At 58.1% G+C, this 25690-nt stretch carries 15 protein-coding genes and 8 pseudogenes; 15 read left to right on the forward strand and 8 right to left on the reverse strand.

The features are described 5' to 3' along the window. Positions 1–16: 16 nt before the first annotated feature. Positions 17–1072 (reverse strand): annotated as a pseudogene (locus AYJ54_RS06630) (IS630 family transposase); the annotation flags it as partial. On the opposite strand from AYJ54_RS06630, the pseudogene AYJ54_RS53885 reads away from it, so the two are divergent. The 5 genes and pseudogenes from AYJ54_RS53885 to AYJ54_RS53895 form a co-directional block, all read left to right on the forward strand. Beyond that, positions 1054–1173: pseudogene (locus AYJ54_RS53885) on the forward strand (IS110 family transposase); the annotation flags it as partial. The pseudogenes AYJ54_RS06630 and AYJ54_RS53885 sit on opposite strands and share 19 nt — an antisense overlap. 353 nt (positions 1174–1526) lie before the next feature. Beyond that, entirely contained in the window at positions 1527–1700 is a 174-nt protein-coding gene (locus tag AYJ54_RS50550) for a hypothetical protein (RefSeq protein WP_161491811.1), read from the forward strand. 53 nt (positions 1701–1753) lie between these two features. Further along, a complete protein-coding gene (locus tag AYJ54_RS48990) occupies positions 1754–1951 on the forward strand; it encodes a hypothetical protein (protein ID WP_136623493.1) in 198 nt (65 codons plus the stop codon). A 119-nt stretch (positions 1952–2070) separates the two neighbouring features. Further along, positions 2071–2280, forward strand: a pseudogene (locus tag AYJ54_RS53890) (IS1634 family transposase); the annotation flags it as partial. A gap of 162 nt (positions 2281–2442) precedes the next feature. Further along, positions 2443–2565, forward strand: a pseudogene (locus tag AYJ54_RS53895) (IS3 family transposase); the annotation flags it as partial. Between the two features lie 65 nt (positions 2566–2630). Here the strand turns inward: AYJ54_RS53895 and AYJ54_RS06640 are convergent. After that, positions 2631–3341, reverse strand: coding sequence for a hypothetical protein (locus AYJ54_RS06640; protein ID WP_136623494.1), 711 nt, complete (start codon positions 3339–3341; stop codon positions 2631–2633). A gap of 43 nt (positions 3342–3384) precedes the next feature. Continuing rightward, entirely contained in the window at positions 3385–3558 is a 174-nt protein-coding gene (locus AYJ54_RS53900) for a hypothetical protein (protein ID WP_430641401.1), read from the reverse strand. A 169-nt stretch (positions 3559–3727) separates the two neighbouring features. Between AYJ54_RS53900 and AYJ54_RS06645 the strand changes: the two are divergent. Further along, positions 3728–4039, forward strand: a pseudogene (locus AYJ54_RS06645) (transposase); the annotation flags it as partial. 1527 nt (positions 4040–5566) lie between these two features. On the opposite strand, the gene asnB reads toward AYJ54_RS06645, so the two are convergent. Beyond that, positions 5567–7399, reverse strand: coding sequence for an asparagine synthase (glutamine-hydrolyzing) (gene asnB, locus AYJ54_RS06650; RefSeq protein ID WP_063697637.1), 1833 nt, complete (start codon positions 7397–7399; stop codon positions 5567–5569). Positions 7400–8576: 1177 nt separating this feature from the next. Between asnB and AYJ54_RS52040 the strand changes: the two genes are divergently transcribed. The 3 genes from AYJ54_RS52040 to AYJ54_RS06665 all read left to right on the forward strand — a co-directional run bounded on the left by AYJ54_RS52040 (position 8577) and on the right by AYJ54_RS06665 (position 13781). Then, positions 8577–9359, forward strand: coding sequence for an MFS transporter (locus tag AYJ54_RS52040; protein WP_245328917.1), 783 nt, complete (start codon positions 8577–8579; stop codon positions 9357–9359). A 2240-nt stretch (positions 9360–11599) separates the two neighbouring features. Next, a complete protein-coding gene (locus tag AYJ54_RS54300; RefSeq protein ID WP_488226330.1) occupies positions 11600–12001 on the forward strand; it encodes a hypothetical protein in 402 nt (133 codons plus the stop codon). Between the two features lie 838 nt (positions 12002–12839). Continuing rightward, positions 12840–13781 carry a TauD/TfdA dioxygenase family protein gene (locus tag AYJ54_RS06665; RefSeq protein ID WP_063697657.1) on the forward strand — a complete coding sequence of 314 codons (942 nt, stop codon included), beginning with the start codon at positions 12840–12842 and terminating at the stop codon, positions 13779–13781. A gap of 565 nt (positions 13782–14346) precedes the next feature. Here the strand turns inward: AYJ54_RS06665 and AYJ54_RS46810 are convergent. Next, positions 14347–15409 (reverse strand): annotated as a pseudogene (locus tag AYJ54_RS46810) (IS3 family transposase); the annotation flags it as partial. Positions 15410–15807: 398 nt separating this feature from the next. Between AYJ54_RS46810 and AYJ54_RS52045 the strand changes: the two are divergent. The 4 genes from AYJ54_RS52045 (at position 15808) to AYJ54_RS52060 (ending at position 18145) form a co-directional block, all read left to right on the forward strand. After that, positions 15808–15960, forward strand: coding sequence for an IS66 family transposase (locus AYJ54_RS52045; RefSeq protein WP_245328918.1), 153 nt, complete (start codon positions 15808–15810; stop codon positions 15958–15960). A 565-nt stretch (positions 15961–16525) separates the two neighbouring features. Next, complete coding sequence (locus tag AYJ54_RS52050) at positions 16526–16741, forward strand: hypothetical protein (RefSeq protein ID WP_063697642.1); 216 nt, start codon at positions 16526–16528, stop codon at positions 16739–16741. A 179-nt stretch (positions 16742–16920) separates the two neighbouring features. Next, complete coding sequence (locus tag AYJ54_RS52055; RefSeq protein WP_245328919.1) at positions 16921–17520, forward strand: aminopeptidase P family N-terminal domain-containing protein; 600 nt, start codon at positions 16921–16923, stop codon at positions 17518–17520. After that, positions 17504–18145, forward strand: coding sequence for a M24 family metallopeptidase (locus tag AYJ54_RS52060; RefSeq protein WP_245328921.1), 642 nt, complete (start codon positions 17504–17506; stop codon positions 18143–18145). Before AYJ54_RS52055 ends, AYJ54_RS52060 begins: the two co-directional genes overlap by 17 nt. A gap of 1235 nt (positions 18146–19380) precedes the next feature. Here AYJ54_RS52060 and AYJ54_RS06690 read toward each other — a convergent pair. From AYJ54_RS06690 to AYJ54_RS06700, 3 genes and pseudogenes are all read right to left on the reverse strand, one after another. Beyond that, positions 19381–20241 (reverse strand): MaoC/PaaZ C-terminal domain-containing protein, encoded by an 861-nt coding sequence (locus AYJ54_RS06690; protein WP_063697644.1) that lies wholly within the window; start codon positions 20239–20241, stop codon positions 19381–19383. A gap of 1187 nt (positions 20242–21428) precedes the next feature. Further along, positions 21429–22610, reverse strand: a pseudogene (locus tag AYJ54_RS06695) (multidrug effflux MFS transporter). A 143-nt stretch (positions 22611–22753) separates the two neighbouring features. Next, positions 22754–23629 (reverse strand): CmcJ/NvfI family oxidoreductase, encoded by an 876-nt coding sequence (locus AYJ54_RS06700; RefSeq protein WP_245328920.1) that lies wholly within the window; start codon positions 23627–23629, stop codon positions 22754–22756. Between the two features lie 185 nt (positions 23630–23814). On the opposite strand from AYJ54_RS06700, the gene AYJ54_RS51690 reads away from it, so the two are divergent. Together AYJ54_RS51690 and AYJ54_RS46825 are read left to right on the forward strand one after the other, a co-directional pair. Beyond that, positions 23815–24252 (forward strand): hypothetical protein, encoded by a 438-nt coding sequence (locus tag AYJ54_RS51690; protein WP_210184076.1) that lies wholly within the window; start codon positions 23815–23817, stop codon positions 24250–24252. A gap of 709 nt (positions 24253–24961) precedes the next feature. Next, positions 24962–25689, forward strand: a pseudogene (locus tag AYJ54_RS46825) (IS5 family transposase). Position 25690: the final 1 nt, after the last annotated feature.

Consider the following 25690-nt stretch of genomic DNA (forward strand, 5'->3'; position numbering starts at 1 on the left):
GGCTAGTCACGTGAATCTAAAGTTCATCGCATAAAGTCTGCTGGGCTTTGTGGCAGAAGCGTTTGACCGAAGCCAGAATCTGGTCTGCGGACTTGGTCCATTTGAAGGGCTTCGGGTTTTTGTTGTGCAGCTCGATGAAGGTGCGGATGTCGGGCTCGAGCTGCCTGACGGAGGTGTGAACACCTCGCGGATCTGCTTTCGGGTGAGCTCAGCGAACCAACGCTCGACCTGATTGATCCATGACGCGGAAGTCGGCGTGAAGTGGACATGATAATGCGGCCGGCGGCCGAGCCACGCCTTGATCTTGGGTGTCTTGTGGGTGGCGTAGTTGTCCATGACGATATGGACATCGAGCCCTTCAGGAACTTGAGCATCGATCTCTTTTAGAAACTTCAAGAACCGCCCGGTGGCGCTTATAGCATTTGCCGATGACGAACCCTGAGGCGACATCGAGCGCAGCAAACAGCGAGGTAGTACCATGCCGCACATAGCTATGCGTACGGCGCTCCGGCACGCCAGGCATCATCGGCAAGACCGGCTGCTCGCGATCAAGCGCCTGAATCTGGCTTTTCTCATCGATGCTGTGGACGAGGGCTCGGTTCGGCGGGGACAGGTAAAGGCCGACGATATCGCGCACCTTGTCGACGAACAGCGGATCGCTCGACAGCTTGAATGTCTGGCTACGGTGCGGCTGCAAGCCGAACGCCGCCCACATTCGGCGGATCGTGGTGTGGGAAAAGGCGGTTTCCGCAGCCATCGAGCGGATCGACCAGTGCGTCGCGTCGGCTGGCGTCGTCTGCAACGTTCGTTCGATCACTGCGGCAACCTGATCGTCGTTGATGGTGCTAGGGCGGCCAGGGCGAGCCTCGTCAAGCAGACCATCGCAGCGATCTTTCAAAAATCGGCGGCGCCATTTGCCAACGGTGTGTTCATGGAGGCCGAGTTCGATAGCCACGAACTTGCTTGGCAAGCCATCCGCACATCGCAGGATCGCGCGGCATCACTCAGACAGCGAGCGCGCAACGCGGTGACGACGGACTTGCCTCTCTAAGTACGCTCGCTCACCGGAAGCTGGCTACACGCGGCAAGCGAACGACGGTGGTCTGCACTGCTATCGCCCGTGAACTGGTCGGGTTCATGTGGGCGATCGCAAGGCAAGTGCAGGCAGCCTGATCAGGCGCCCTTCTCATCATCGTGCATGGGCGGAGGCGGGACCACGGCAGAGGGAATGCCCGTCGGACGCTTTGTGGCCGGCAAGAGCGCCGACGCCCGCAGTAAGATAGGAGCAGACCTCGGACGCACAATCGGGAATGCGGTAGCCAACCCGCGCATCAGAGCTTGATCACCGACGTCCTTCGGTTCCGCCTCCACCCATGTACGATCATCTCTATGAGCAGCCGATCGGCGATCGGGCGAGGCTCTGCGTTCTAATCCTTGACAGCGGACGTCAGAGCGTCGTTCTGCTCCCACCTTCTCGCGGCACATGGGATAGGCGAGTTTCACGATCTTTATGAAGGGATCGGCTTGTGTCTATGCTTGAGCATACGCTTAAGTCAGACGTGACGGCGCGCCGGCTGGGAGTGATCACGGAGACGGGACGCCGTCGTTGGTTCTCCAAGGACGACAAGGCCCGGATCGTCGAGGAGACGCTGGTACCAGGCGCGGTCGTTTCCGAGATTGCCGCAGGCGACACGGGTTGACCCCACAACAAGTATTCACCTGGCGCCGGCAAGCACGCCGGTTGCCGACGCCGATGGCTGACGATCCGCCGTTTGTACCGGCGGTGGTAGACGCCATGGCACCAGTTGCGGTTGCTGGCCATGAGCGCAAGACAGCGCAACGCAAGGCCAAGCAGGATGTCGGGGGCATCGAGATCGAAACCGAAGGCGTCACTATCCGGGTCGGCCGAGGCGCGGACGTGGCGATGATTGCGCCATCGTCCATGCACTGAAGGCAAGCCGGTGATCGGCCCGTCCGGAACTGTCCGGGTGATGGTGGGAACCAGGCCGGTCGACTTCCGCAAGGGAATGGAGAGGCTTGCCATGTTGGTACGCGAGCACGTGAAGGATAGCCCGGACCAAGAAGGGCACCAAGCGCAATGCAAATGGCGACCGTGTCCACAGCTTCGCCGGACTCATCGACCATCTCGGCACCATGACCCGCAACACCATGCGCATGCCGCTCGCGGCCAAGCATCGCTTCACGCTTCTCTCGAAATCGATGCCGCTCCAGGAGGCGGCATTCCAGCTCCTCGGCTTCGACCCGAAACGTGTCCAGTAACTGAAAAGGGCGATCGCAAAAATGGTGAGTCGGATCAGGCCCTTGCGCAGCCACTCAATAAAAACTTCGGCTCAGAGCTGGCTCCGGAACTCTGGACAGGGCGATTGTGGAATTTCTGCCTGACGGCGGGCAAGATTGTCCCGCGAATCAGGAGAGACGATGAGCCGCGCCTCGATCGGCCGATACCTCGACTTTTACAATGGCCGGCGTCCTCACTCGAGCCTTGACGGCGGCACCCCGGATCAAGCTTACTTCAACCCGCTGCCGTTCCGCGCGGCAGCCTAACTCTGGCAGAAGCTCCACTTATCGACGCAGAATTGCTGTTCAGACAACCGGGACCACCTCACTTCCTATTCTGGTAGGGGCAGTTGCCAGTCTGTCCGCTCATTGATGTATTGCTTGTAGGCGGGGTGATCGAACAGGTGGAACACAAAGCTATGGTCATGCCACTCCGTTGGTGCGCCAAACTTCCAAGACAGACCGTTTATCTTTGCGATTTTCCGCGCTGCGTGAGCATCGTTAAATTCCCGGATTGCCAGAAGTTCCCCGACCCATTCGCAGTGTATTTCATCAAGATCACCGACGATATCGTCAAAGTAGCAGAACGTTCGTGGTAGAAAGTGAGATGCAGCCGAGTTGAAAAGGTTTAGTGCCAGCTTAGTACTTGTATAGAGGTCGAGGTCGAAAGATACAAAGCCGATAACAGGTGGCGAATAGCGTTCGATAAACGTCAGAACCGTCTCGCCGACATTGCCGATTATAAGGGTGGCGCGTTTTAATTGAGGCTCCAATTTAGCCCTATCCATTTTGAAAAAACCGGCGCGCCAGACGTATGGCAGATCTCGGTAATCGTCAGAGGGCGGCAAGCCAGTTTCCAGATCGAAGCCGTAGAGTCGGAAGCGAACTCCCGTTTCAGCCTGAAGACTCTCGGCGACTTGTTCCATCTGCAGCAGTCCCCTACCGCCAGCGACGCCAAACTCGATAGCGCCGATTTCGGGAATTTGGAGTGCCTTTGCTTGCCTCGCGGCTTGCCTCATTCCGAAAAGATAATTCCGGCGCATGCGTAGTCCTCGCTTCTGGGGCATGTGCGATCTTTGTGGCGGCTTAATCCTGCCACCAAGCACAGATCCTATTGTACTCAGATCGCCCCATCGGGACACCCCTTAGTGTTGGTAGGTTCGCCTTCTCGAAGACGACCTTGCGGGACTTACGGCGCTCCGGATCCGCAAACCACTCCTTCAGCGATTTCCAGTAGGCCTTCCGCGTCTTCAGAGCCACGACGATCAGCAGGACGGGGGCCGTGCCTTTGGTCCAGTATTCGATGTGCGTCGGCGCACGCGAATTCGAACGTTTCCTCGGTCTTCACCTGCAGGCGTGGCCTTGCCCTGGACCTGCAGGAGCAGGGATATCGGTAACTCCAGTCATGGATGGAGATGCTCTCCTTGCCTACGTCGAACAGCTGCTTGCGCCATCGCTGCGCCCCGGCGACACCGTCATCATGGACAACCTGCCCGCTCATAAAGTTCATGGCGTGCGAGAGGCCATCCAGGCGGTCGGAGCGAGCCTACTCTACCTTCCGCCGTATAGCCCCGACTTCAATCCGATCGAAATGGCCTTTTCCAAATTGCAGGCGTCGTTGCGCGCCGCTGCCGCGCGCTCCATGCCAGATCTTTGGCAAGCAATCGTCAACGCAATCAACCGCTTCGCGCCAGACGAGTGTCGAAACTATCTCGCCGCCGCAGGATACGACGCAACGTGATCGGAATATGCTCTAGTCGTCCTGCGACGGCGAACTCGTCAAGACTCCGGGATTTGTAATTCACCTCATGTTGGTACGATCAGTGCCTTCACTCGTATTCGATGGCCGAACAGCCAGGCGGCTGGGATGGCGCTCAGAGCAACTTTGCATGCTAGCTAAGATGACAAGAGAATCTTGGAAAAGGGTCGAAATTCATGGTGCAGCTTCGTCAGTGTGCAGGAATATAGAGCCGGAGCAGCTCGCTCGTTGGTGAAAGGGGGGTGAGAAGGCGACGACCCGAATGGGCGCAACGATCGAACAGATCTGGATCAGGAAAACCAGCTAGAGCCAAAGAGCCGATGTGCTCGGAGATGCGAATTGGACCTGATCAGCGGATCACCATACCGGCCAGCGGCTTCTGAAAACGCCGTAAAGGAAGGCCTGACAGAAGACCGCACTCGATCACACGCCAAAAAGGTCAAAAACTTCTTGCATTACGGGCGGCAACCACAGGAGGCTCTACATGAAGTACCGTCAGACCGATAGCCCGCCAGTGGCCGCCGCCAAGGCGTCGTTCAGCACCTCGGTCGCTTGCGCGGCGGGCGTACCACCAAAATCCACGCGCTGACCGAGGACCACGGACGTCCGATCACCTTCTTGATCACCCTTGGCACTTGCCATGATCTCGCGGCCACGCGATCGGCTGCCAGCCGTCCCTGCAGCTCGACGATTACTCGCCGACAGAGCCTACCATGCCAAGAGCCTGCGTGGTCGGTCGGAACGCCGTACAACGGCTGTGATCCCACCTACCCCAATCCGCAAACACCCTCACAGATACGACGCCAAAACCCAGAAAGGCCGCAATCTTATCGAACGCATGTTCTGCCACCTCAAGGATTTCAGGCTTTACATGCTTGCGCTTGAGCTCGCCGTGGACCGGTGCCCAGCGGGGCTCGGCGCGGTGCTTATGCCCGTGTTGGTACCGGCGCCAGCGAGAAGCCGGGCCGCTACAACTGCATCCGTGACGTCCCGGTAGCGGCCAGGTCAGGGCCACTGTTTCGAACAGGCGATCGTCACCCGCACCGTTGAAGGCGCAGCCCCGATCCGCGCGATCTCGCAGATAGGCATTCCGGACGACTCAGTCTGATCACATCGCGCACAGGGCACATCGTTAGCCTCTCCCGCAATATCCAGGTCCGCTTCTTCGTAAAGCCAAAAAAGCTGGACGTATCAAAGCCAGAAAGCCCACCCCGGGCGACATCATCTGGGAATGGCGGGCGCGATGATCTCGAAACGATGCACGACTTCAAATCGGTATCATGGGCGAGATCCAAAATGGTGGGAGAGATCGTGCGGAATCCGTACGCCACCGCTGTGCCAAACCGAGATGCAGGGTCGGGGATATCTTTTCAGAGGCTCCTGCGTTTTTTTAAGCGCCTCAGCGCTCTGAGCGATGTGCAATGCTAACAGTTCGGGACTTGGCCATGGATCCAAATGCGGTATCGGGCGCCCAGACCTTCTTTGCTGTCTCATGCGTGTTCCGCCGTTTCAGAGCGTGAGGCTCACGTTGTAGTCGGTCAGGAAATCTTGGAGAGTCAGGATATGCTCCATCCACCTGACTTTGTCGGTCGCGTTGAGCAAGGCACGGGAGTGGTCGACGGACAGCAGTGGTGCCACTGCCGCGTTGCGGTCATTCAGCAGCGCGGTGAACCGGGCGCGCAGCATTCTGTCGTAGGTCGGATCCTGGATAGCCGGGTACACGCTCTTAACTCGCTGCGCCACGGACTGCGGCAGCAGGTCCGCGGTGGCGGCCCGCAGCAGGCTCTTCTCGCGCTTGTCGAAAGTCTTGTGGGCCCATGGGGTGCCGAATACGTACTCAACGAGGCGGTGGTCGCAGTAGGGGACCCGCACCTCGAGACCCAAAGCCATGCTCAGCCGGTCCTTGCGGTCGAACAGCCTCGGCAGGTAGCGCGTTAGATAGAGGTAGCAGAGCTCGCGCATGCGACGCTCGTGCGGATCCGCCGACACCGGCCCGGTTATGGCGGGTACTTCTGCAAGTGCCCTGCGGTACTGCTCGTCGAGGTAGCCGGGGAGATCGAGCTTCTCGGCGAGCTCGGGGTCTAGGGACTTCCGGGCGGTATCTACGCTGACCTCGAGCCAGGGAAACGTGTCGGCCTGAACGCGCGCGGGATCGTGGAAGCACCAGTAACCGCCAAAAAGCTCGTCGGCCGTCTCCCCGGACAGGGCCACCGTCGAGTGCTGCCGGATGACCTGGAACAGCAGATACAGCGAGCTGTCGGTGTCGCCCATGGTGAACGGCAGGTCGCGAGCATGGAGGGTGCTGGCCCGCACGTCCGGGTCCATGAGCTCGTCCGCGGATAACGTGATGTCCGTGTGGTCGGTACCAACGAACTTCGCGACCTCCTGCGCGTACGGTCTATCGGGTGTGGCGCACGTCGGGCCGGGGATAAAGTTATCCGTGTAGCCGACGAAGTCGAGGGCGAAGGACCGGATCCGTCCGTCGCTGAAGCGCGCGGCCAGCGCGGTTATGGCCGAGGAATCAAGCCCGCCCGACAAAAGCGTGCATAGCGGTACGTCGGCGATGAGCTGCCGCTGGATCGTGTCCTCGAGCAGCTCGCGGACGCGCCGAACGGTGGTAGGCACGTCGTCGGTGTGCCCGCTGTCGGTGAGCTGCCAGTAGCTCATCTGCTCGATGCCGTCGCGGGTCACGCGGACGATTTGGCCGGGCCGTACCTCACGCATGCCCCGGAACGCGGTGTTATACGGGTCGGCGACGGAGCATAGGATGCAACGAAGCCCCTCGGCGTCCATGGCCCGTTTCGCGAGAGGATTGGCGAGGATCGCCTTTGGCTCGGAGCCGAACAACACTCCGTGTTCGGTGCGGTAGTAGTAAAGCGGCTTGATGCCGAGCCGGTCGCGTATGAGAAGCAGTTCGCGCTTGGCGGTGTCCCAGAGAGCGTAGGCAAACATCCCATTGAGTTCGCTCACGGCGCTGCGGGGGTCGCGGTGGCCCCACTCGCGGTGGACGTGCAGTACCACCTCGGTGTCACTGCTCGTGTCGAACCGATGGCCCAGGGCGGCGAGCCGTTGACGCAGCTCGCGATAGTTGTAAGTCTCGCCGTTGTAGACGAGCACCAAGGCGGGTCGGCCGTCCTCATCGAACGTCATCGGCTGGCGGCCGCCCTCAAGGTCGATGACCGCCAGGCGCCGGTGCCCCAGCGCCGCGGGCCCGTCGATCCAAGTCCCCTCGTCGTCTGGGCCGCGGCAGGCCATGGTGGCCGTCATGTGGGCAACCTCCCGTCGCGCCTCGAGGCCTCCTAAGTCACGATCGAAGTCAATCCATCCACAGATGCCGCACATATTTCGGCCCCCTTGCCTTTGGTAACTATCGCGCAGCTTAGGAGCTCCGGCGCACCGCCCCCACGAACACGTGACAATCGTTCTGGCCGCCCCATCGGCTCAACTCGAGTAGCTCGATGAATCGTGACAGTTCATTTCCCATGCTGCTCCCCCTAGCACGCTACCATGCTGCGCGCACCGACCCCTTCTAGTAGTATTCCTGCGTCACAAATGTCTCGCTGCGATTGTCGGGCCATGGGAGCTGTGCAGCACGGGCATCGCGACTTTTTTTGATGGGAGCAGCGATCAATCGTCTGCGCACCGTTGCAGCCGAATTCGGAAATTGCCGCTCTGGCCGCAATGGCGGATCCTGTGAGGCGGTAGCCGTCGGTTAGGGCATGTTGCGGGAAAGGCGCGGTGAAATCTTCCGCTTAGAGATTAGGAATTCGCAGGCTGCGAGGCACATCCTGATATGGCGATGAAGCCTCGCCGTCCTCGGGTTTCGTAGTGACCGACCCCAACTTGTTGCTTGAGCTCCTGATAGTCACGCTCGACGCTGCAACGCAGCTTGGCGAAGTCCACGGGCGCACAAAAAAGGGTAACTTTCGCGAGTGTCAAGAGCCAATATTGTCGGCTCCTGCTCGCCGCTTGCGCCATTCGATCAGTAGCCATTCCTCAGGCCGGCGATTGGAGTCGCTGATCACGATGCGCGACACGAACGCGCAACGCGCAAGCAAGCAAAACGAGAAAGACCGATGATCAGCCGTGCCCTCGCGTCAGATGATGGTTTTCCATGCCCGCGTCGGCAGGCGGAGCGCAAGTTCTTCGAACATTGCCAGAAACCCTCGTTGAGCCCCCTTCCCAGGTGGCGGCTCGTGATGTGCGTGTTTCTCCCCCTCGCGCCGGGTACTAACTGTCCTATCTGTTCCGAATGATCAATACGCTGATTGCGGGTCATTTGGCCTCCGGTCTTCGGCTCGGCGCTGTCGATATCGGGCTACTCACGTCGATCTACTTCCTGGTTGACATGGCGGTCCAAATTCCGTTCGGCATGCTTTTGGATCGCTTTGGCCCGCGCAGGGTCCAGAGCGCAGCTCCTGCTGACTGTCGCCGGCAGTGCGCGGTTTTCGCAGAATCGACCGGATCCTGTCACTCCTCTTGGCGCGCGCGATGATCGGACTTGGGACTGCAGCAGCCCATGTCCTCGCTGAAGATCATCGTTCTCTGGTTCCCACGAGAGCGTATCGCCCTCATCAATGGCTATATGATCATGTTGGGTTCGCTGGGAGCAGTTACGGCAACGACTCCTGCCGGGATGCCCCTTGACAAGATGGGCTGGCGAGGACTGTTCGAAACGCTAGCTGTTGCAAGCGCTGCTATGGCCATTTTGAGTTATCTCGCGGTTCCTGAGCGAAAGACAGAGCCGCAGGGCCGCACCAACGCTGCTACTCTGAAACGGATCTATTCGGATCCGCGGTTCTGGAGAATTGCGCCTTTAGCAGCGATCTGCATCGGCTCGGCGTGGGCGTTACAGTCCTTGTGGGCGGCACCCTGGCTTTGCGATGTCGAACGACTGGACCGAGCGAGTCTCGTGAGCGAACTGTTCGCGATGGCGGTCGCTCTGAGTCTCGGCGCATTGGCGTTAGGCATACTTGGCAACTGGCTGCGCAGTCGTAGCAAGAGGACAGAGACTCTGTTTGCGATTGTCGCGGCGACGCTGGTTGTGGCGGAGCTCGCGCTCATCCTTCATCCGCCGTGGTCTTCACTTTTGTCTTGGTGCACCGTAGCTATGGCCGGCTCTGCCACAGCTCTGACTTACGCCATGATAGCGGACTATTTTCGGACGGGGCTGGTTGCCCGCGTGAACAGCGGCTTGAGTGTCTTGCAGTTCGGCTCGGCTTTCATCGTGCAGTACGCGACAGGGGTGATCCTGGAGCAGTGGGCTGTCGAGGCTGGACACTATCCTGCGATGGCCTACTAGACCGCTTTCGCTGTGAATATTCAGCTGCAACTGGCCGCACTAGCCTGGTTTGCAATGCCCCGGTTTCGAGCGCCAAAACCAATGGTAGCGTCTTGGGGCGGACATGAGTTCGCGGACGGCTGCAACTCGGTTGATGCCGTCATTCCACCCGTCGTGCTTGTGGAGCCAGATGAGAGCGTGGAGTGGTGAGGCCAAGCCGTGTGCCTGATCTGCTTAACGAAATTGATCGTCAAAACCCGCCCCACCACAGGATTTATAGACGTCGTCGCGCCGCTCATTGCAGTAACTCGCATAAGAAAGCGGGTACAGTGCGCATACTGGCGATGCATTGGGATAGGTAGTGCGTATTCGCCAGCGCGGCGCACCTCAGATCGAGTCATTGCGCCCGGGGTTCCGTACATGCAGCAAATTCTGGCAGATGCGACGCGCGCTTCACGTGCGAGGTGGTGCTGCGTTGAGGGGGCTAACCACCTTATGTCAACGGAGGCAAGTAATGCGCAACCGCTCTCATCACATCCAAGGCTCTTCAGTGAATTGCTGCGCTGTATGCGGTGGACGGTTCGGGCTAATCCGCCACTACTATTGGCGAACAGCACTTTGTTCTAGAAACGCGTCGACCGATTTAAAGCCCGGCGAGAGGCTTATCATAAATGGCTTGTCTAGCTTGGAGCAGCTTGACAGCTCCAACAGAGCTTTCAGTGGGAACGGCACTGCACGGTCGAAGAAATGAAATTCATACTCATCAATCACAGGATGCCGCACGGCGACAAGACCTGCACCGGCTGTTCTCGGTCGTTAGGGGCAGGATACGTGCGAGATGTGACAACACGTAGAGGGTATTGCGACTGCGATTGCTATCGAAGGCGCCACTCCTTCTCTGGCGCTGTTCCGTGTTACGATCTGCACGCGGCCAACCATCTCATTGATCTTGGCGTCGCAATCCTAATGACTGCGGCTTCGCGCTGGCTTCAGGTCGGGGCGGCGATATCATGCATCAACTTAGCGTCCCCCGACGGCCTGCCGTCGCCGGCTGAGCGACCTCCCTCGACTTAACGCCGCCGAATCGTGGAGACCGCGTCGGTTACTGGTGAGCCTAGCTCGAATTTGTTGGAGCTCGCTTCGCAAACCAAAAGGCCAATCGAGAAGCATACTAGAAATTGGCTCTCGATGCCCCCTTAACGGCCGCTCCTCTCCAGGAGTTGAGGGTCGGCCCGTGCCTCTGATCGGCAAGCGGCGTTCAGGGGGCGAGCTACCGAATGACGGGTTGATCTGCGGGTCTGCGGTCGGTTGGACCGTTAGGTTTACAATGGACACCTTGCGTAATGCTATCACGGAGCCAGTGCGGCAGCTGGCGATCTTCACCGGAGCCGGTCGTCGGCTGAAGCGTGGCGACGAAGACAGGCACGGATTGTTGCGGAGATCGTGACCGTAGCTGTTCCCAATCAGGTTGCTGGAGGTTATTGGGTTGCCGTGCCGAGGGAGCGTCCCTTAGCTACGCCGCGTGCGCCGGAAGATGCCATTGCGGCAAGCCATAGAGAGCCCAAAGTAGCCCCGCCGAAGGGGCGAGCCCACCGCAGGTACCTCACCGATTGAAGTCATCTCTCGTACGCGGATGCGGCAGTCTGCGAAAAGCTTGCTCTGAACAACCTAGCGGTCGGATGCGCGACGGCGTCAGAATCGGTACAAGCCTCGCTCATTTTGCAGAATTTCTGCAGTAGGGAAGAGTTTTCGCCGCTTTTTGCTTCGACCCTCGTTGGTATTGTAATGTCGTCAATGGAGAACGCCATGGGAAATGCGAAACGGGCGTCGTCGTCACCACCAGTCAACCGTGATCAGTTGGAGGGCGTGCAGGGCCGGATCTTATTCGCACGTCGCGCGCCCGATGAGAAGGCAGAGGCGGCCACTCCGCCGAAGTGGTTCGACGACTTTCCTGCTGTCTACCACGATGTCACGATCCATAATGCGCGACCCATCGTGGACGAGCTGTCCTTTGAACGGGGAAGGCTTCGTGCTCCTTCGAAAGAAGTTGTCCTGTGTGAGCGAGCGCGATCCGGCCATTCTCCGCAAGAAGTACGCTGCGGAAATGGGTCCAATCCTCAAGGAATACTTCAACGCGTCTTGGGTGACCTCCGTAGACCTTGGAGGTGTCAACACATTCGTTCTCTGGGCGGGAACATCTTTGCTCCTCCGGCGGAGCAAACTAGATCCAGTGTGAGGACTACGGTGCCGGGTGGGCCCACATCGATTACTCGCCGGTCGCCGGAGCGATGATCGCCGCTCGGGACAACCAGCTTCAGGGCCTCGAGATCCGCGCGTATTCCCGTATGATGATCGTCCAGACGTGGCAAGTTATTTCGCCGCCCCCACACAATGTCCCGTTGGCGTTCTGCGATGCCTCCAGCATTGAAGGAGCCGATCTCCTCGACACTTTCTATCGGCGACCCGAAGCGGCGGCAAGCCGTGGCGTCACGCACGGGACGAGAGTCCTTCGTTACAGCCCGTCACAACGGCAGTCACATTGGGGCGCGCGGGTCAGGCGCACGATCGTCGATACATTACCAGCCCGGTCGCACACATGCTTGCGTCAAATTCTGAGACGATCTCGTCGAAGTGACGAGACTTGGCCTCTCAGCGAGAGCTGAAGAGATCCGACAGCTCGAGCCAAATGCCGGGGCCTTGGGTAACCAGGATCCGGACGCGACAAGAGCAACCGCAACCCTTGAGCCGCGACGGAATGGCCGCCTGCCCAAAATCGCCCTCACAGGTTGTTGATTGATTTGATGACTACCATTTGGCAATTTCGTCATGATCTCGTATTAGTTCGTCGATAATGAAGTTGCGATACTTCTCCTGCGGACGCGACTAATTACAGGCTCGGCTAGCTCCTCATCCGAAGTCTTTGAATTGCTTTTACTTCGAGACAGATAACGCCAGCAGAATGCCTCGGCAGTCTCGAACTTCGGTACTCAGTGAGTCCATCTGCATCCTCAACGATAAGGTGAACTGACGTTGGTGGCGAAGTGCTCACATGGTCCATTATCATTCTGCGGATCGCAGGAGTATCGCTTGACCTATCCAGAGAGTGCGTGAGGTGTCCGGCCATTCGCTAATCATAATGCATATTTCTGCGTTAGCATCACTCGCGGAATGATCATTATTTGCCCTCGATAATAACGTTGGTCTCGTTCCATTGACTAGCAGCCGATTGCTCCTAAGTTCTAAGCACAAAGCGAGGTCATCATTATGCCGCACCTTGACCCTGACCGCATCGCTTCGCGAATCCGTCCGACTGATCGCTTCCATCGGCAACATCATTGCCAAGCCGATACGGCTCGCAATGCGGTGGCGCCATATCGAAGCCGTTTGCGTAACTGAAGCGTGGGCCCGTGGTGCCGACTTCCCAGCAACTGAATACAACCGCACCAAGAGCTAGGCATGGCGGCACTTTGTTCAGCGGAACGCGATGATAGGAATAGAATGATGAGTATTGCGAGTTCCAGTGGTAACGTTATTCCGAGCGCGGACGTCATCAAGTGCGCGGCACGGCTTAGTGCCGAGATTCGGAATGTTAGGCTGTCGGGTGACTTGTCGGAGGAGGTCGTCGACGCTATCAGGCAATTGTTGATCGAGCATCGGGTCCTCTTTTTTCGCGGCCAGCGGCATTTCGACGGTGCCGAGCAGGAGCGCCTTGCGATCAGGCTCGGTAAACTCGCACAGCAGTCTATAGCCCCGACCAAGGGACTGTCGTCAGGTACCGATTTAGATCCGGGTCTCGAAGGTCGTTCGGCGGGGCAAGCGAATGTTCGGTACGACCAGACGGTCTCCGTCATGCGTGGCGCGGTGATGGCGCCCCATGGAGATGCCGCCTGGTCGAATTTGGCGGCTGCGTATCTTGACCTTCCGCTACCACTGCGCAGGCTCGCGGACGAGCTTTGGGTCGTCCGCAGCAACGCTCATGACCATGCGCTGGAGGCGCGCCCAATCAGGGCGGGCACACCGCCGCTTGACAAATCGTTCGCCGGAATGCCCTGCGAAGGAGCGGATCCGGTGGTTAGATTCCATCCCGAGACCGGCGAGCGCTTGCTAGTGCTCGGCAACTTCGAACAACGTTTCGTGGGCCTGCAGACATATACAGGCAACAAGCTGTTCGATCTGCTCGAATCCTATATCACAGCGCCTGAAAATACCGTTCGCTGGAGCTGGACGGAAGATGACATTGCGATCTGGGACAATCGAGCTGCCCAACATTACCCGGTCCGCGCCCATGCGGATCAGCATCAAAAGGTACGCCGCCTCGTCATTGATTGCGAATTACCGGTCAGCGATCATGATCGTCGCAGCGTCACACGTGACACGACGTCCGTTCGACGTCGACACCGCAGCGGCTCAGAGAATGATCGACGTGAAGGTCGATTGATATGAATCGAACGTCGACTCCGGCTACCGAAGGAGGACGGTTCATCGAGAGTCCTCGGCCTCGTCAACTCGCGCACGCACGCGCAATGTCAGGGAGAAACGCACCAAGGGAGCCCGGAAGCAGCGAGTGGATCGATGCGCATCGAGGGCAACTCATTAAGTGGACGGAAGCAAGCTTGTCCGTTGCGCGATTGCCCGGGGCTATCAAGCGGAAGACGCACCCACGTTGCGCGTCGGACATCAGAAAAGTAACGCGCACATTCTGGTAGAGGATGCCGGGCGTGCTTGGGAACGCGCCATACGGATTTTCGAGCTGCAGCGTCGCCCCTGAGAGCTCTCGGCGCAGGCGCGATCAAAGAGCGGCCTTCGCGGCGCTGCTTCCTTTACTACCGTCGCCTAAGGCCGCACCTGCGAAAGCAGTGGCGGCCGTCGCGCTCGAACGGATGGAGCGCAAACAACCTGCAGATTCCTTCTTTGCCCCATTCCGAATCCGATGCCAGAGAACGTTATCTGTGGCCCCTTTTGCCCTCGTTAAAAGAAGGATCTGTTCTGGGCTTGGCCCCGTTGGGCAGGTTGCAAACTCGGTTGGTGTGAGCCCATTGAGGCCTGTGTGCGGTCGGTTGGTGCAGTCGAACCTCCAATCCTCGATGATCTGCCGAGGCTCGTTGAGATTTGCGAACAGGTGCTCGTTCAAGCATTCGTCACGCGGGAGGCAGTTGAAGCTTTCGACAAGCCCGTTTTGCATCGGCTTTCCGGGTGCGATGTAGTGCCACCTCGATGCCGAGCCCCTCCTGCCAAGCCAGAATAACATTTGAGGTAAACTCGGTGCCTTCTCTAACGATCATGCGTGGCAGCCCGGCTTTGGATGAAGTGGCCGAGCTCACGCACCACGTGCACGCCGGTGAGCGAGGGTCGACGACGAGGCCGAGGTATTCCCTAGTGAAGTCGTCGACCAGCGTGAGGACACGGAAGTGCGTGCCGGCCGCTGACAAGTATCCATCAGAACTTGAGCGACCAGCACAGGTTCTGATCCTGCGGGATCGCCAGCGCTCGCGTGCCCAGTGCCCGTTTGCAGCCGACGCCCTTGCGCACGGTCAGGACGCTCCTCTTTGTAGAGCCGGTGCAACTTCGTGTGGTTGATGTGGACTCCTTGCCGAGCCAATAACAGCCTCAGGCCTCGGTAGCCGAAAAGCGAGAACGTTGCGAAGCCAACTCCTTCGGCCGGGTCCGCAATGCACCGTCGTCCGGTAGCGTCGAAGCATAGCGATAGGTTGTCGGATACAGCCCGACGAGGCCGTAAGCCCGCCGCTGCGAGCAATTCTTCTCGCTCATCGCCTTCGTCACAGCATGGCATCCGCAAGCTGGGCGTCAGAAGTTGTTTCCGAGCATCTCTTTCAGTGTTGATACATCCAGCGTCGATTCCGCCAGGAACTTCTTAAGCTTGCTGTTCTCCTCTTCGAGGCCTTCCAGCTTGCGGGCGTCGGAGATATCGATCCCGCCATAGTGCAACCGCCACTTGTAGAACGTCGCGTCGCTGATTCCGTGCGTTCGGCATAGAGCGCTCGCCGACATCCGGCAGCGTGCTCCTCCAGCACCTTGATGATCTGCTCTTCCGTGAACCTGTCTTTACGCATCGTCTGTCTCCTAACTGGAGAACAAAACCAAAACTAAAAATGGGGGCAGGGGAGCTGGTCGCCCCGTTAGCGGCATTGTCCTGACTCAGAGTGTCGACGCTACCGTCTATGTCCCGAAATATAGAAATTGGCTCCCGATCGGCACGCGCGGTCCGAGCATGCGGTGCGCGCATGTATCGTCTGCTCATCGCGATTATGGCTGCCGCACCGATAGGCTGGTTCAGGCGAAGCTGCTAACGCGCCTCATCGAACGCGGCGTGGCTTTTACGGCATTCGGGTGTGGCGATGCACACGCTCAAGGAGATGATCTTCCGGAAGCCAGCTTCTCGTCCTCGGCATCGAGCGCGAGCACCATCTCGGTCAGGGCCGCCGGATCGGTCGGGAGAGCGTTGGAGCAGGTGGGTAGTTATGCCGTCGACAAGGCACTCGCCCGTCGCACCAGGAGCGCGCCACTGATGGCGACGCTTAAGGCGCGACGGACCGTTATGATCGGCCGGCTCTTCTCCCAGTCGAAACTGGCGGAGGCGATCAACTATCAATCACTGGAATGAGCTGACGCTGTTTCTCTGCGACAGCCGCGTCGAGGTCGTCGCTAATGCGGTCGAGCGTTCCGCCCGATTGCAATGGGAAGGTGCATTATTCAGCATGAGCGGTCAGCTGCACGTGCTGCTCGCCTGGAACGGGAACGCGCAGCGAGCGCATCGCGCAGGCCGCTGTATGAGGGAGCGTCGCCATTCGTCATCAATGGCGGCGGCCGTGATGCCGCTTGAGGAACTCGAACGATGGCTCCGAGCTGGCGTTGATCACCATCCTGACGTCACCCTCCCCATGCACCACGGCTACGTCGCCGCGATCGTGGTCAGACGGGTGTCTATGAGCCCGCTCGACTGGATATGTCCCTTGCTCGCCATCGATGCCGATGCTTTCAACCACGGCGGCACGCCGGAGTTCGCAGAGATCTCCGGCGTCGTGCTGCGGCCATTAACAAGATCAAACAGATCCGTTCGACTACGCCTCGCCGTTCGAGCCGATACACCGGCACGAAATCAAAGGCGATGTCGATCCGCTCCCTCTTGCCGGGGTTTCTACGCCGCGGACGCGACTTAGACTGTCGGCGTGGACAGCCATTGCTGGACCCGCAACGTTAATCACGGCCTGCTTCTGCGCATTCTGCTGCACTGCCGCGACGATCACGATCGCCCGATGCTCGGATCACTACGAAGCGGCCGTGAGACCCGGGGCATTCTGCGTAACGCCGACATCGACATTCCAGCGGCCGTCGAGGCGATGCGCCAATACTGGATACCGATCTGCTATGCACGCGCCCACTGATCGCCGCAGACGTAGCGCCTCGAGATTCTCGTTTAGTTTGACTGATTCAGCAGACTGGCCCGCTTCTTCGAGCAGATTCTGCACTATATCGTCAATCTTGTAGTATATTTGCAAATCTTGCTGAATCTTGCCTCATAGCGGCACAATTTCGCTGTAGTATTGAAAGCGTCGCCGGCAATGTGCCGGAAATCAAGCAAGGCTTCACGACACCGGATACGGGTAAAGACGTGAACAAAGAATTGTATTTCGAGAAGGGCGAGTTCCAAGCACGTCTTTCCGCGGTCAAGGCTACCATGGAAAGACGGGGGATCGACGTTCTGATGATCTCTGAGCCGCCAAATATGAATTACCTGACGGGCTATGACGCCTATTCCTACTATGTGCCGCAGTTCGTAATCGTATCTTTGAAACATCGGCAGCCGGTCTGGATCGGTCGGTTCATGGACCGTGTTTCCGCAGTCATGACTAGCTATCTCGACGACCAGAACATCCATGCATACGAAGACAAGTATGTTCACTCGGCGGCGCTTTCCGCCTTTGATGTGATCGCTGAGACAGTCAAAGATCTCGGAGGTGAGAGGCCCTGCATAGGTGTTGAGTTAGGCGGCTATTACTATTCGGAAGGCTCATGCGGACCTGATGCGGGCGTTGCCGCAGGCGAAATTTGTCGATGCGGATTTGCTCGTAAACTGGATTCGTATCGTCAAAAGCCCAGCCGAACTGGCGCTGATGCGTCAAGCCGGGTCAATCGCCGACGCGATGATGCAACGAGCTATTGATGTCGTCGCGCCGGGCGTGCGCGAGTGCGACATTGCAGCAGCAGTTTATCACCAGATGGCTTCTGGTACCCCCGATTTCGGAGGCTCGTACATGTGTGCTCCTCCGATGCTTTGCGTCGCCGAGCGCGCGGTTGCACCGCACGCTGCATGGACAGACAAGCCCCTGTCCAAATCGACAACGCTCAACCTTGAGTTGTTCGGAAACCGACTTCGGTACCAGGTCAATCTCAGTCGTACGATCGCGGTGGGGACCCCTTCGCCGGCCTTCCAAAACCTAGCCGATGTAGCAGTTGAAGCGATGAACGCGGCCTTGGATAGCGTCCGTCCCGGCCTTACCTGTTCTGAAGTTGAAAGCGTGTTCCGCCGCTCACTTGCCCGCCACGGATTGGAGAAGGAAGCGCGGCTAGGATACTCGATCGGTCTTGGTTATCCGCCTGGCGCTGTTGAGCGGAGCGCAAGTCTGCGCGAGGGTGACGAAACAGTTCTCCAGTCTGGCATGTGCTTCCACATGATGCCCGGCTTGTGGCTCGACGATGTCGGTATTGCCATTACTCAATCGTTTGCCGTTACCGAGACGGGCCACGAACCGCTCTCGTCGACGCCTCGCAAACTTTTTGTGAAGTAGGGGGCGTCACTACCCTGCCGGGAATATGCTCTCGATATTATAGGTGTTGGAGGCAGCTCAATCATAAGCATGGCCAATGAGGGGTGAGGGCTGTGTGCGGTAGGCGAACTATGCCGAACGCGCTTGTTCTTCCCGCGATTCGTCATGATCAGCGTGGAATTGGCTCGGCATAGTTGCCTCGTACAATCGCTTTCAACTGCCGAGGCCCGGACATGATTGAAAGGGTTTTGGGCACGCGTCGACTATTCGGGCGCCTTAACGGTGGACCTCACGAACAGGCTCGTCCAGGTCCACGCGGCGCATCTTGCCAACGACGAACTCGCTGGCCACGGCGTGTGGCGATGCCTGAACTTGGTCGAACGTTATGCGGCTTGAAGCTGAATCCAAGCCGCCCCTTCTCGGCTCGTCTGCGGTTGCGGATGCAGGTCCCGAGCTCAAGCTCGATCTGCTCCAGTGAGCGCGCCCTACGCTCGCAGCGCGTGCCGCAATGTGTCCACCGCAGCTTCTCGATCTCGAGCTTGAGATGGCTGATCAGGGCCTCTGTGATCGACGGATCTCTTGTGCTCTTGGCGCTCGCAGCAGCTGCTTCCGCTCTCCCATTGCTACACTTTCGTCGTCGGCCGCCGCAGGCTACTTGCAACCTGATCGGCCGACGCTCCACTGTGTCTAAATTAGTTGCCGATGCTTAAGGGAGGCGGCTGCATCTACCCCGATAAGCGGCAAGAGCGACGAGCCCGTAACCTGGGATCCGAATGGCAAGCATGAGCTTTTAAAGCTCGCCAGCCAATTCAGTGCCGGTATCCTCAAATTATCTTGAGTCGACTGTCGCGATCACCGCACCAAGCGCCGTGTCCTACCCTACCTGTGGCTGATCACCGCATCACTGAAGCGCGCACAAGCTCGGCTCCCGCGCCCCTTAAGCATCGGCACGAATCCGTCCCGTTGGGCGATATTTCCAGGGCCGCTTAAGTCAACTTTCAGTTCGCGCGCCTGTCACGATCGTTGCCGGAAGCTCTTGACCGCTTATTCGCGGTTCCTACAAGTGATGAGATGGTTTCCTGCGGGCAGCGCTCAGACGTACAAAGACCACCAGGGAGAAATGGCGTTCCTTGAGGCACAACCTCGGCAGTAGATCTGCATATTGCATGAGTACAGATTAGTCGAAATTCCCGAGAGCAGCTTTGTGGGCGAAAGCGACAAACTGCATTGTCCTAGGAGAACACCTCCTGAAATACTCAGACCAGCAGCGTTTGCCCGTGCTTGGCTACCGTAACTTGGCGCTCTCGAATATGAGCTTCAAACGAAATCAAATTTCGGTCCCTCCAGAGATCGACCGCAAGGATCTCGCCAGGAAACACCGGCGCAGAAAAGCGGACGCGATGGCGATGAAATGCAGAGGGATCATAGTCTGCATACGTCTGCAAAACAGCCCGGCAGGTCAGTCCGTAGGTGCACAGGCCATGTAGAATGGGCTTAGGAAAGCCCGCCCGACGCGCAAATTCTGGATCGCTGTGCAAGGGATTTCGATCGCCCGACAGACGATAGAGCAGCGCTTGGTCGGGGCGGATCGGGATGTCCATTGATCTGTCGGGCGCCCGGCGCGGCACCTGGTGTGGCTTGGGCATTCCCTCTGATGGTCCGCCAAAGCCGCCGTCGCCTCTGGCAAAGATCGTGGAGACAATGGTAGCGATCTTGCCAGCACCACTATCTCGGACGATGACTTCGTTTTGAATGATCGCGCCTTTCTCTTTGCCCTTGTCGTACACGTCAAGCACGCGCGCATCCGCCGTCACGCTGGCAGCGACAGGTATTGGCTTGTGGAATATGATGTCGCTTTCACCATCAACTAGCATGACCAGGTTGAGGTCGATAGCGGCGGGGCGCGCCCCCCAAACGCACACCGAAGCAAAGCTCGGGACCACCTTCAACTGCTTGGGAATTGCTTTCGCCTCGTTGACGAACTGCAGCTCGCTTTCATTCAGAGGATCTGAGCCCATGCCGATGCCTAGCGCATAAAGCATTACCTCATGATCAGTCCACGAATAGGGAGCCGCTTCGGACTTTAGATTGAGTACTGCGGGATAGTCGATTGGCATCAAGCCCGTCCCTTGTTCTTACCCGTTCACGTAATGTCAGCGCAAAGAGCGGCAGCGTAGAACCCCTCAATCGTGTTTGAATATCCACCTTCACGCTCTCGCCAGTTAGAACCCGCGGACCAGCCGCAGACCATCCGGCACTGATAAACACTTGCTGCAATTCAGGCCGCTTGAGAAACCTCCCAAAGCTTTACATCGACCCCCGTCGCTCGAATTTAGGATGGAGAGCTGGCTGCGTGGCGAGCCCCGATAAACCCACCTAGTTGTTATCCAAATCTGGCACTGGAACGTTGCGCGATATAATGTGTGAATTTAGTAGAACCGCGGTACGGATTCGCGAGAGCCAGGCCACCGTCGCCTTACTGGTCCACATGCACCCAAGCATTTAGCCAGTTGCTATCAGACCTATAGCAACAGTCGTGCCAGGCCGTATTCTCGTTGGGCGCTTGATTGTGCTTGGCCGTTCCAGACGACGGTTTTTTAACCTAATGGGCCATCCTACTGCTACCGGAAATTTGACACGCTACTTGCTAAAACGCGCAAACGAAGGCAGCTCCTGTTTGCCTCTTGTCTGACGGTACGCTGACCTGCCGCGCGGCCGAAGTGACATTGATAATTTCCTTGAGATCGCCGTTCATGATGAAGCAGTAGTCCAAGCCAGCACGAGAGCCGAACGCATCATTTACGCAGGCATCGACGCCGCCCCTGTGGGGTTGAGGACGGCGTTGTCGGAGATCCAACAACGGGCATGTCCCTTCAGATGACACGCCACTGCGTACGCGCTATTCACTACTCTCAAGCAAGAGGCTTATCGGGGGTTCACGATCGGCGCGCCAATTGCGGGGAGAGCAGTCGTACACGAGCCGCTACAACGCGGCCTGAATCGCTCTCCAGGGCCAGAGTTGATGCGATTGGACGGATTTTCGGGAGCGCGGCCTTGGCCTAGCCGATGTTGCCGGGGCGAGCGGATCAAATAAAACGCCTGCAACAGCGTCGCCCGCAGCGGATGATCACGCCACACCCGCGTCTCCGGATCAACGTAGCTGAACAGCTCGCCCGTTCGATCGTCGCCGCCGCGCACGCACCATCTCCGAATCTCGTCGGAGCCAATGAATCACGGTCGCCGGCCGACGGCGAGCGCCTTTTTCAACGGCCTGCTCGGCCCGTTACCCCATCTACGGAAGTCATCAAATTGGATGGTACGGCCGGAACATGCGGCCTTTCTCGGTCACCAGAATGACGGCGAGTGCGACCAGCGCGCAGACTAAGAAGCCGGTCGCGAATGGCAGAAGCGAGCCATCGTATACTGACTAATCGTGGTGCCGATCCCAACGCCGAGCAGGTTCGTGATCGTGCCGTAGAGCGAGGAGGCGGTGCCGGCGATCTTGCCCTGCGGCTCCATCGCGAGCGCAGTGAAGTTCGCCATCATCAGCCCGAAGGCGAACATCATCAGCGACGCCAGCGCCATGCACATCGGCAGCGACAGGGTTTGCATCTTCACCGCGACGAGCAGCGCGACCGCCACCAGCACGAAGCCGGTTAGCGCGGCATGCGAGATCACGTGCATGCCGATGCGGCTGACGATGCGAGAGTTGAGGAAGCAGGCGATTGCGACGCCGACGGCAGACCGGGAAGTAATGTCCGAGCTTGAAGATCTCGGCGAAGATCTGCTGCGAGCAGAACACGAAGGCGAACTGCGAGCCCTGCACGCCGCCGGCGGCGAGCGCATAGCCGAGCGTCTGGCGGTTGGTGACGGTCTGGTGGAATGCCGAGAGCACGTCGGGGATCGCCACCGGCTTGCGCATCTCCTTCGGCTGCGTCTCCGGTATACGGGTCGCGCTCCAGGCCAGGACAATCACGCCCTGGAGCATCAGCAGGACGAAGATGCCGCGCCAATGCGTCAGGAGCATCACCACCTGACCGAGTGACGGCGCGATCATGGGGAACGCGATGAACACCATCATCGCAAGCGACAGCACGCTCGCCATGCGAGGCCCGGCGTAGCAATCGCGGACGATCGAGGTAGCCATCACGCGGGTCGCGGCCGTACTGAGGCCCTGCAACACGCGCGCCAGCAACAGCGACTCGAAGGAGGGCGCCATGATCGCGAGCAGGCCGGCGATGCAATAGACTGTGTTGCCGCCGAGTAACACCGGGCGGCGGCCAAAGCAGTCCGACAACGGGCCCATGATGAACTGGGCGACACCGAAGCCGGCCATGAAGATCGACAGCACCATCTGCGGACGGTTGCCGTCGGCGATCTGGAAGGTGGAGCGAATGTTTGGGAGTGCCGGCAGCATCATGTCCATCGCCAGCGTGCTCAGCGCCATGATGGCGGCGATAACGAAGACAAACTCGGGAAGGTCCATCGGGTGGTGGCCTGAGGAGGCCCATGCACTGGCCTTGATGTCGGACACTTAGTAACCTCTTAAAAGACAGGCGCGCCGACAGTGGCAGCTCATCCCCTAGGAACTCGACTAATAATTGAAACGACGGAAACTCCCTCCGTCGCTCACTCGTAGTACACGAAGAAGCGCGCATCGATACTCTCACGAGGCTTTGCATTGGGATGCGCGCGACGATTATCAAACGCTGCATGAACAGTCTTCGGATTGCAGTGCTCCTGAGAATCAAAGGCCTTAAACAGAATAAGCTCGTTTGCCGTCATTTCCGGAAAGTAGTACCAACGCTGAGCTGGATTGAAGTGCGCCAGGCCGAGCTTAAGCGCGGTACCGTTAAACACGTTGTCCACCACCTCAATATCGGTATCGTGAACAGAGGTGCCATCGCAGATCGCTAAGGGGAAATCGTGGGGGGGCAGAGAAAGCGCATGCCAAGCTTGAACAATCATCAATCGAGAATACGATCGAAGCGGAATCCCTCGTGATTGGCTCGCAATCGCGGCAGCCACAGGGCCGAGGATCGGCGCGTAATCAATATGAGCCCATACAATCGGCTCCTTTATTCTGGGCATGGAGCTCCCGCCGGCAGACCGAAAAACAACGGCTTCTCGGCGGGGAACGACCCAGGACGCATTGAAGTACTTTTTGATGAACGGAACCATCTCTTCTAAGTACCTGTCATACACAATCTCCGGATCACGCTCGTTTGCACAGGATATTTTGTGCTGAATTAAAGTGAAGCCTTCCCGATCAAGTGATAATTCGTGCACAATCGGACGCGCGTTTCGAATAGTGACGTCGTAGCTGAGCATGGGTGGTGGGTCGGGTATGTGACCAAAGAGGGCGTTTGGAAACGGTCCTGACAAAGAAACGTCGGGAGCGTTTTCGTCGGATGTGCGTCGAGCAAAGTTGATCCAACCTTGCACGCACTCCAAGTGGTCGCGGTTTTCTTTTGGTGTAGATGGGGCTTGTTTCGCATTTTCCATGGCGGCTTGTCTCTTTATCAACATGCTGAAAATGCGGTTCGTCGCAGCGTTAGTCGCGAACCGGTCATCCCTGAAGAATACAGCAGAAGGCAGGATAGTCTCCCTACCAATTCTCGGAGCACACGTAAGATCTCCATCGCGGCGGGATATCGTTTAATTGCGCGATGAACTCTGAGTCGCCAAATATGAATTACCTGACGGGCTATGACGCCTATTCCTACTATGTGCCGCAGTTCGTAATCGTATCTTTGAAACATCGGCAGCCGGTCTGGATCGGTCGGTTCATGGACCGTGTTTCCGCAGTCATGACTAGCTATCTCGACGACCAGAACATCCATGCATACGAAGACAAGTATGTTCACTCGGCGGCGCTTTCCGCCTTTGATGTGATCGCTGAGACAGTCAAAGATCTCGGAGGTGAGAGGCCCTGCATAGGTGTTGAGTTAGGCGGCTATTACTATTCGGAAGGCTCATGCGGACCTGATGCGGGCGTTGCCGCAGGCGAAATTTGTCGATGCGGATTTGCTCGTAAACTGGATTCGTATCGTCAAAAGCCCAGCCGAACTGGCGCTGATGCGTCAAGCCGGGTCAACCGCCGACGCGATGATGCAACGAGTTATTGATGTCGTCGCGCCGGGCGTGCGCGAGTGCGACATTGCAGACATCATATCGATTGGAAGGGCTGCTGAAGAAGGAAATTGAATTCGAGGTTATAAATACACGGAGTGGAAATGCTAACACAGCGATGGAAGCAGCGTACTTTATGAAAAGGCCTGCGTATACAATCCTGATATCTAAACTATTTCATCGATGACGCAGAACCAACAGCGAAGGACGGAGAATTCCTACTAGGGCACTTTCAGTAGCATTCATTGCGGGCTGTTTCGCCCTTCTAATGCGAACATTCTTCAGCTGGCTGATTGGCAGCATTATTGCCGCGGCCTTTACCAAGAGAACTAACCCGGCTGCTTGGTTGCGCAGAGTACACTGAAAGAACTTGCGATCTATTGTATGTCGGAAAAGTGCAGTCGACGTATTGGCATTACGCGCTCTCGCGAAGTGAGCGACGCGATCTCTGGTTGGCGAAACAAGTTGAAGTTGATGCGCTAACGTTTCTCTCCGACAGCGGCCGCGGTGTGTAGTTCGGTCGCCTTTCTGATGGACCTTGCCCTGCGAGCTTGGCGGCTTAATTCAGTTTGAAGTCCGTACTAGGTCGTGTTGATGGTTTTTGACAGCGGAATCGAGTTTTGATTCAAGACTGCCTTTCTGTGGGAGGCAGGATTGAGTCGGGGCGATCTGACGGAGACACAATGGCAGATACTCGATCCTCTGTTGCCCGATCGCGGCGAGCGTGGCCCGCCAATTCTAGATAAGCGGCGTACGGTCAACGGCATTCTGTGGGTTCTGCGAACTGGCGTGCCATGGCGCGACATGCCGGAACGATATGGCAAGTGGAACTCGGTCTTCATTCGCTTCACCCGCTGGAGCAAATCTGGTGTTTGGGATGCGGCATTCGAGACTTTGGCGAGTCTCGGGCCTCCCGCCGACGAGGAGCACGCCATCGATTCCACCATCATCCGGGCGCACCAGCATGCGGCTGGAGTAAAAGGGGGAATCAAAATCAGAAAGCGCTCGGCCGCTCGCGCGGTGGCTTCTCGACGAAGGTCCACGTCCGCACCAATGCCGAAGGCAACCCGCTGACCTTCGACATCACTGGCGGCGAGGTCCACGAAGTTAATGCCTACGAAGCATTGATGGAGCTTCACGACGTCAATCCCAGAAAGCTTCTCGGCGATAAAGGCTACGACAGCGACGCTATTCGTGCTGATCTTGTAGAGCGTGGCATCGAGGCTGTGATCCCGCCGCGATCGAACCGCACGATCCAAATCAAATACGATCGTGAGGCCTACAAGCATCGCAATCTCGTCGAACGCTGTGTCAATCGCATCAAACAATACCGTCGCGTTGCTACCCGTTACGAAAAAACCGCCAGAGCGTACCTGTCGATGCTAAGCATCGCCGCAGCATTGCTCTGGGTTAGAACCGTCAACACGACCTAGC

The organism is Bradyrhizobium centrolobii (assembly GCF_001641635.1).
Lineage (GTDB): Bacteria > Pseudomonadota > Alphaproteobacteria > Rhizobiales > Xanthobacteraceae > Bradyrhizobium > Bradyrhizobium centrolobii.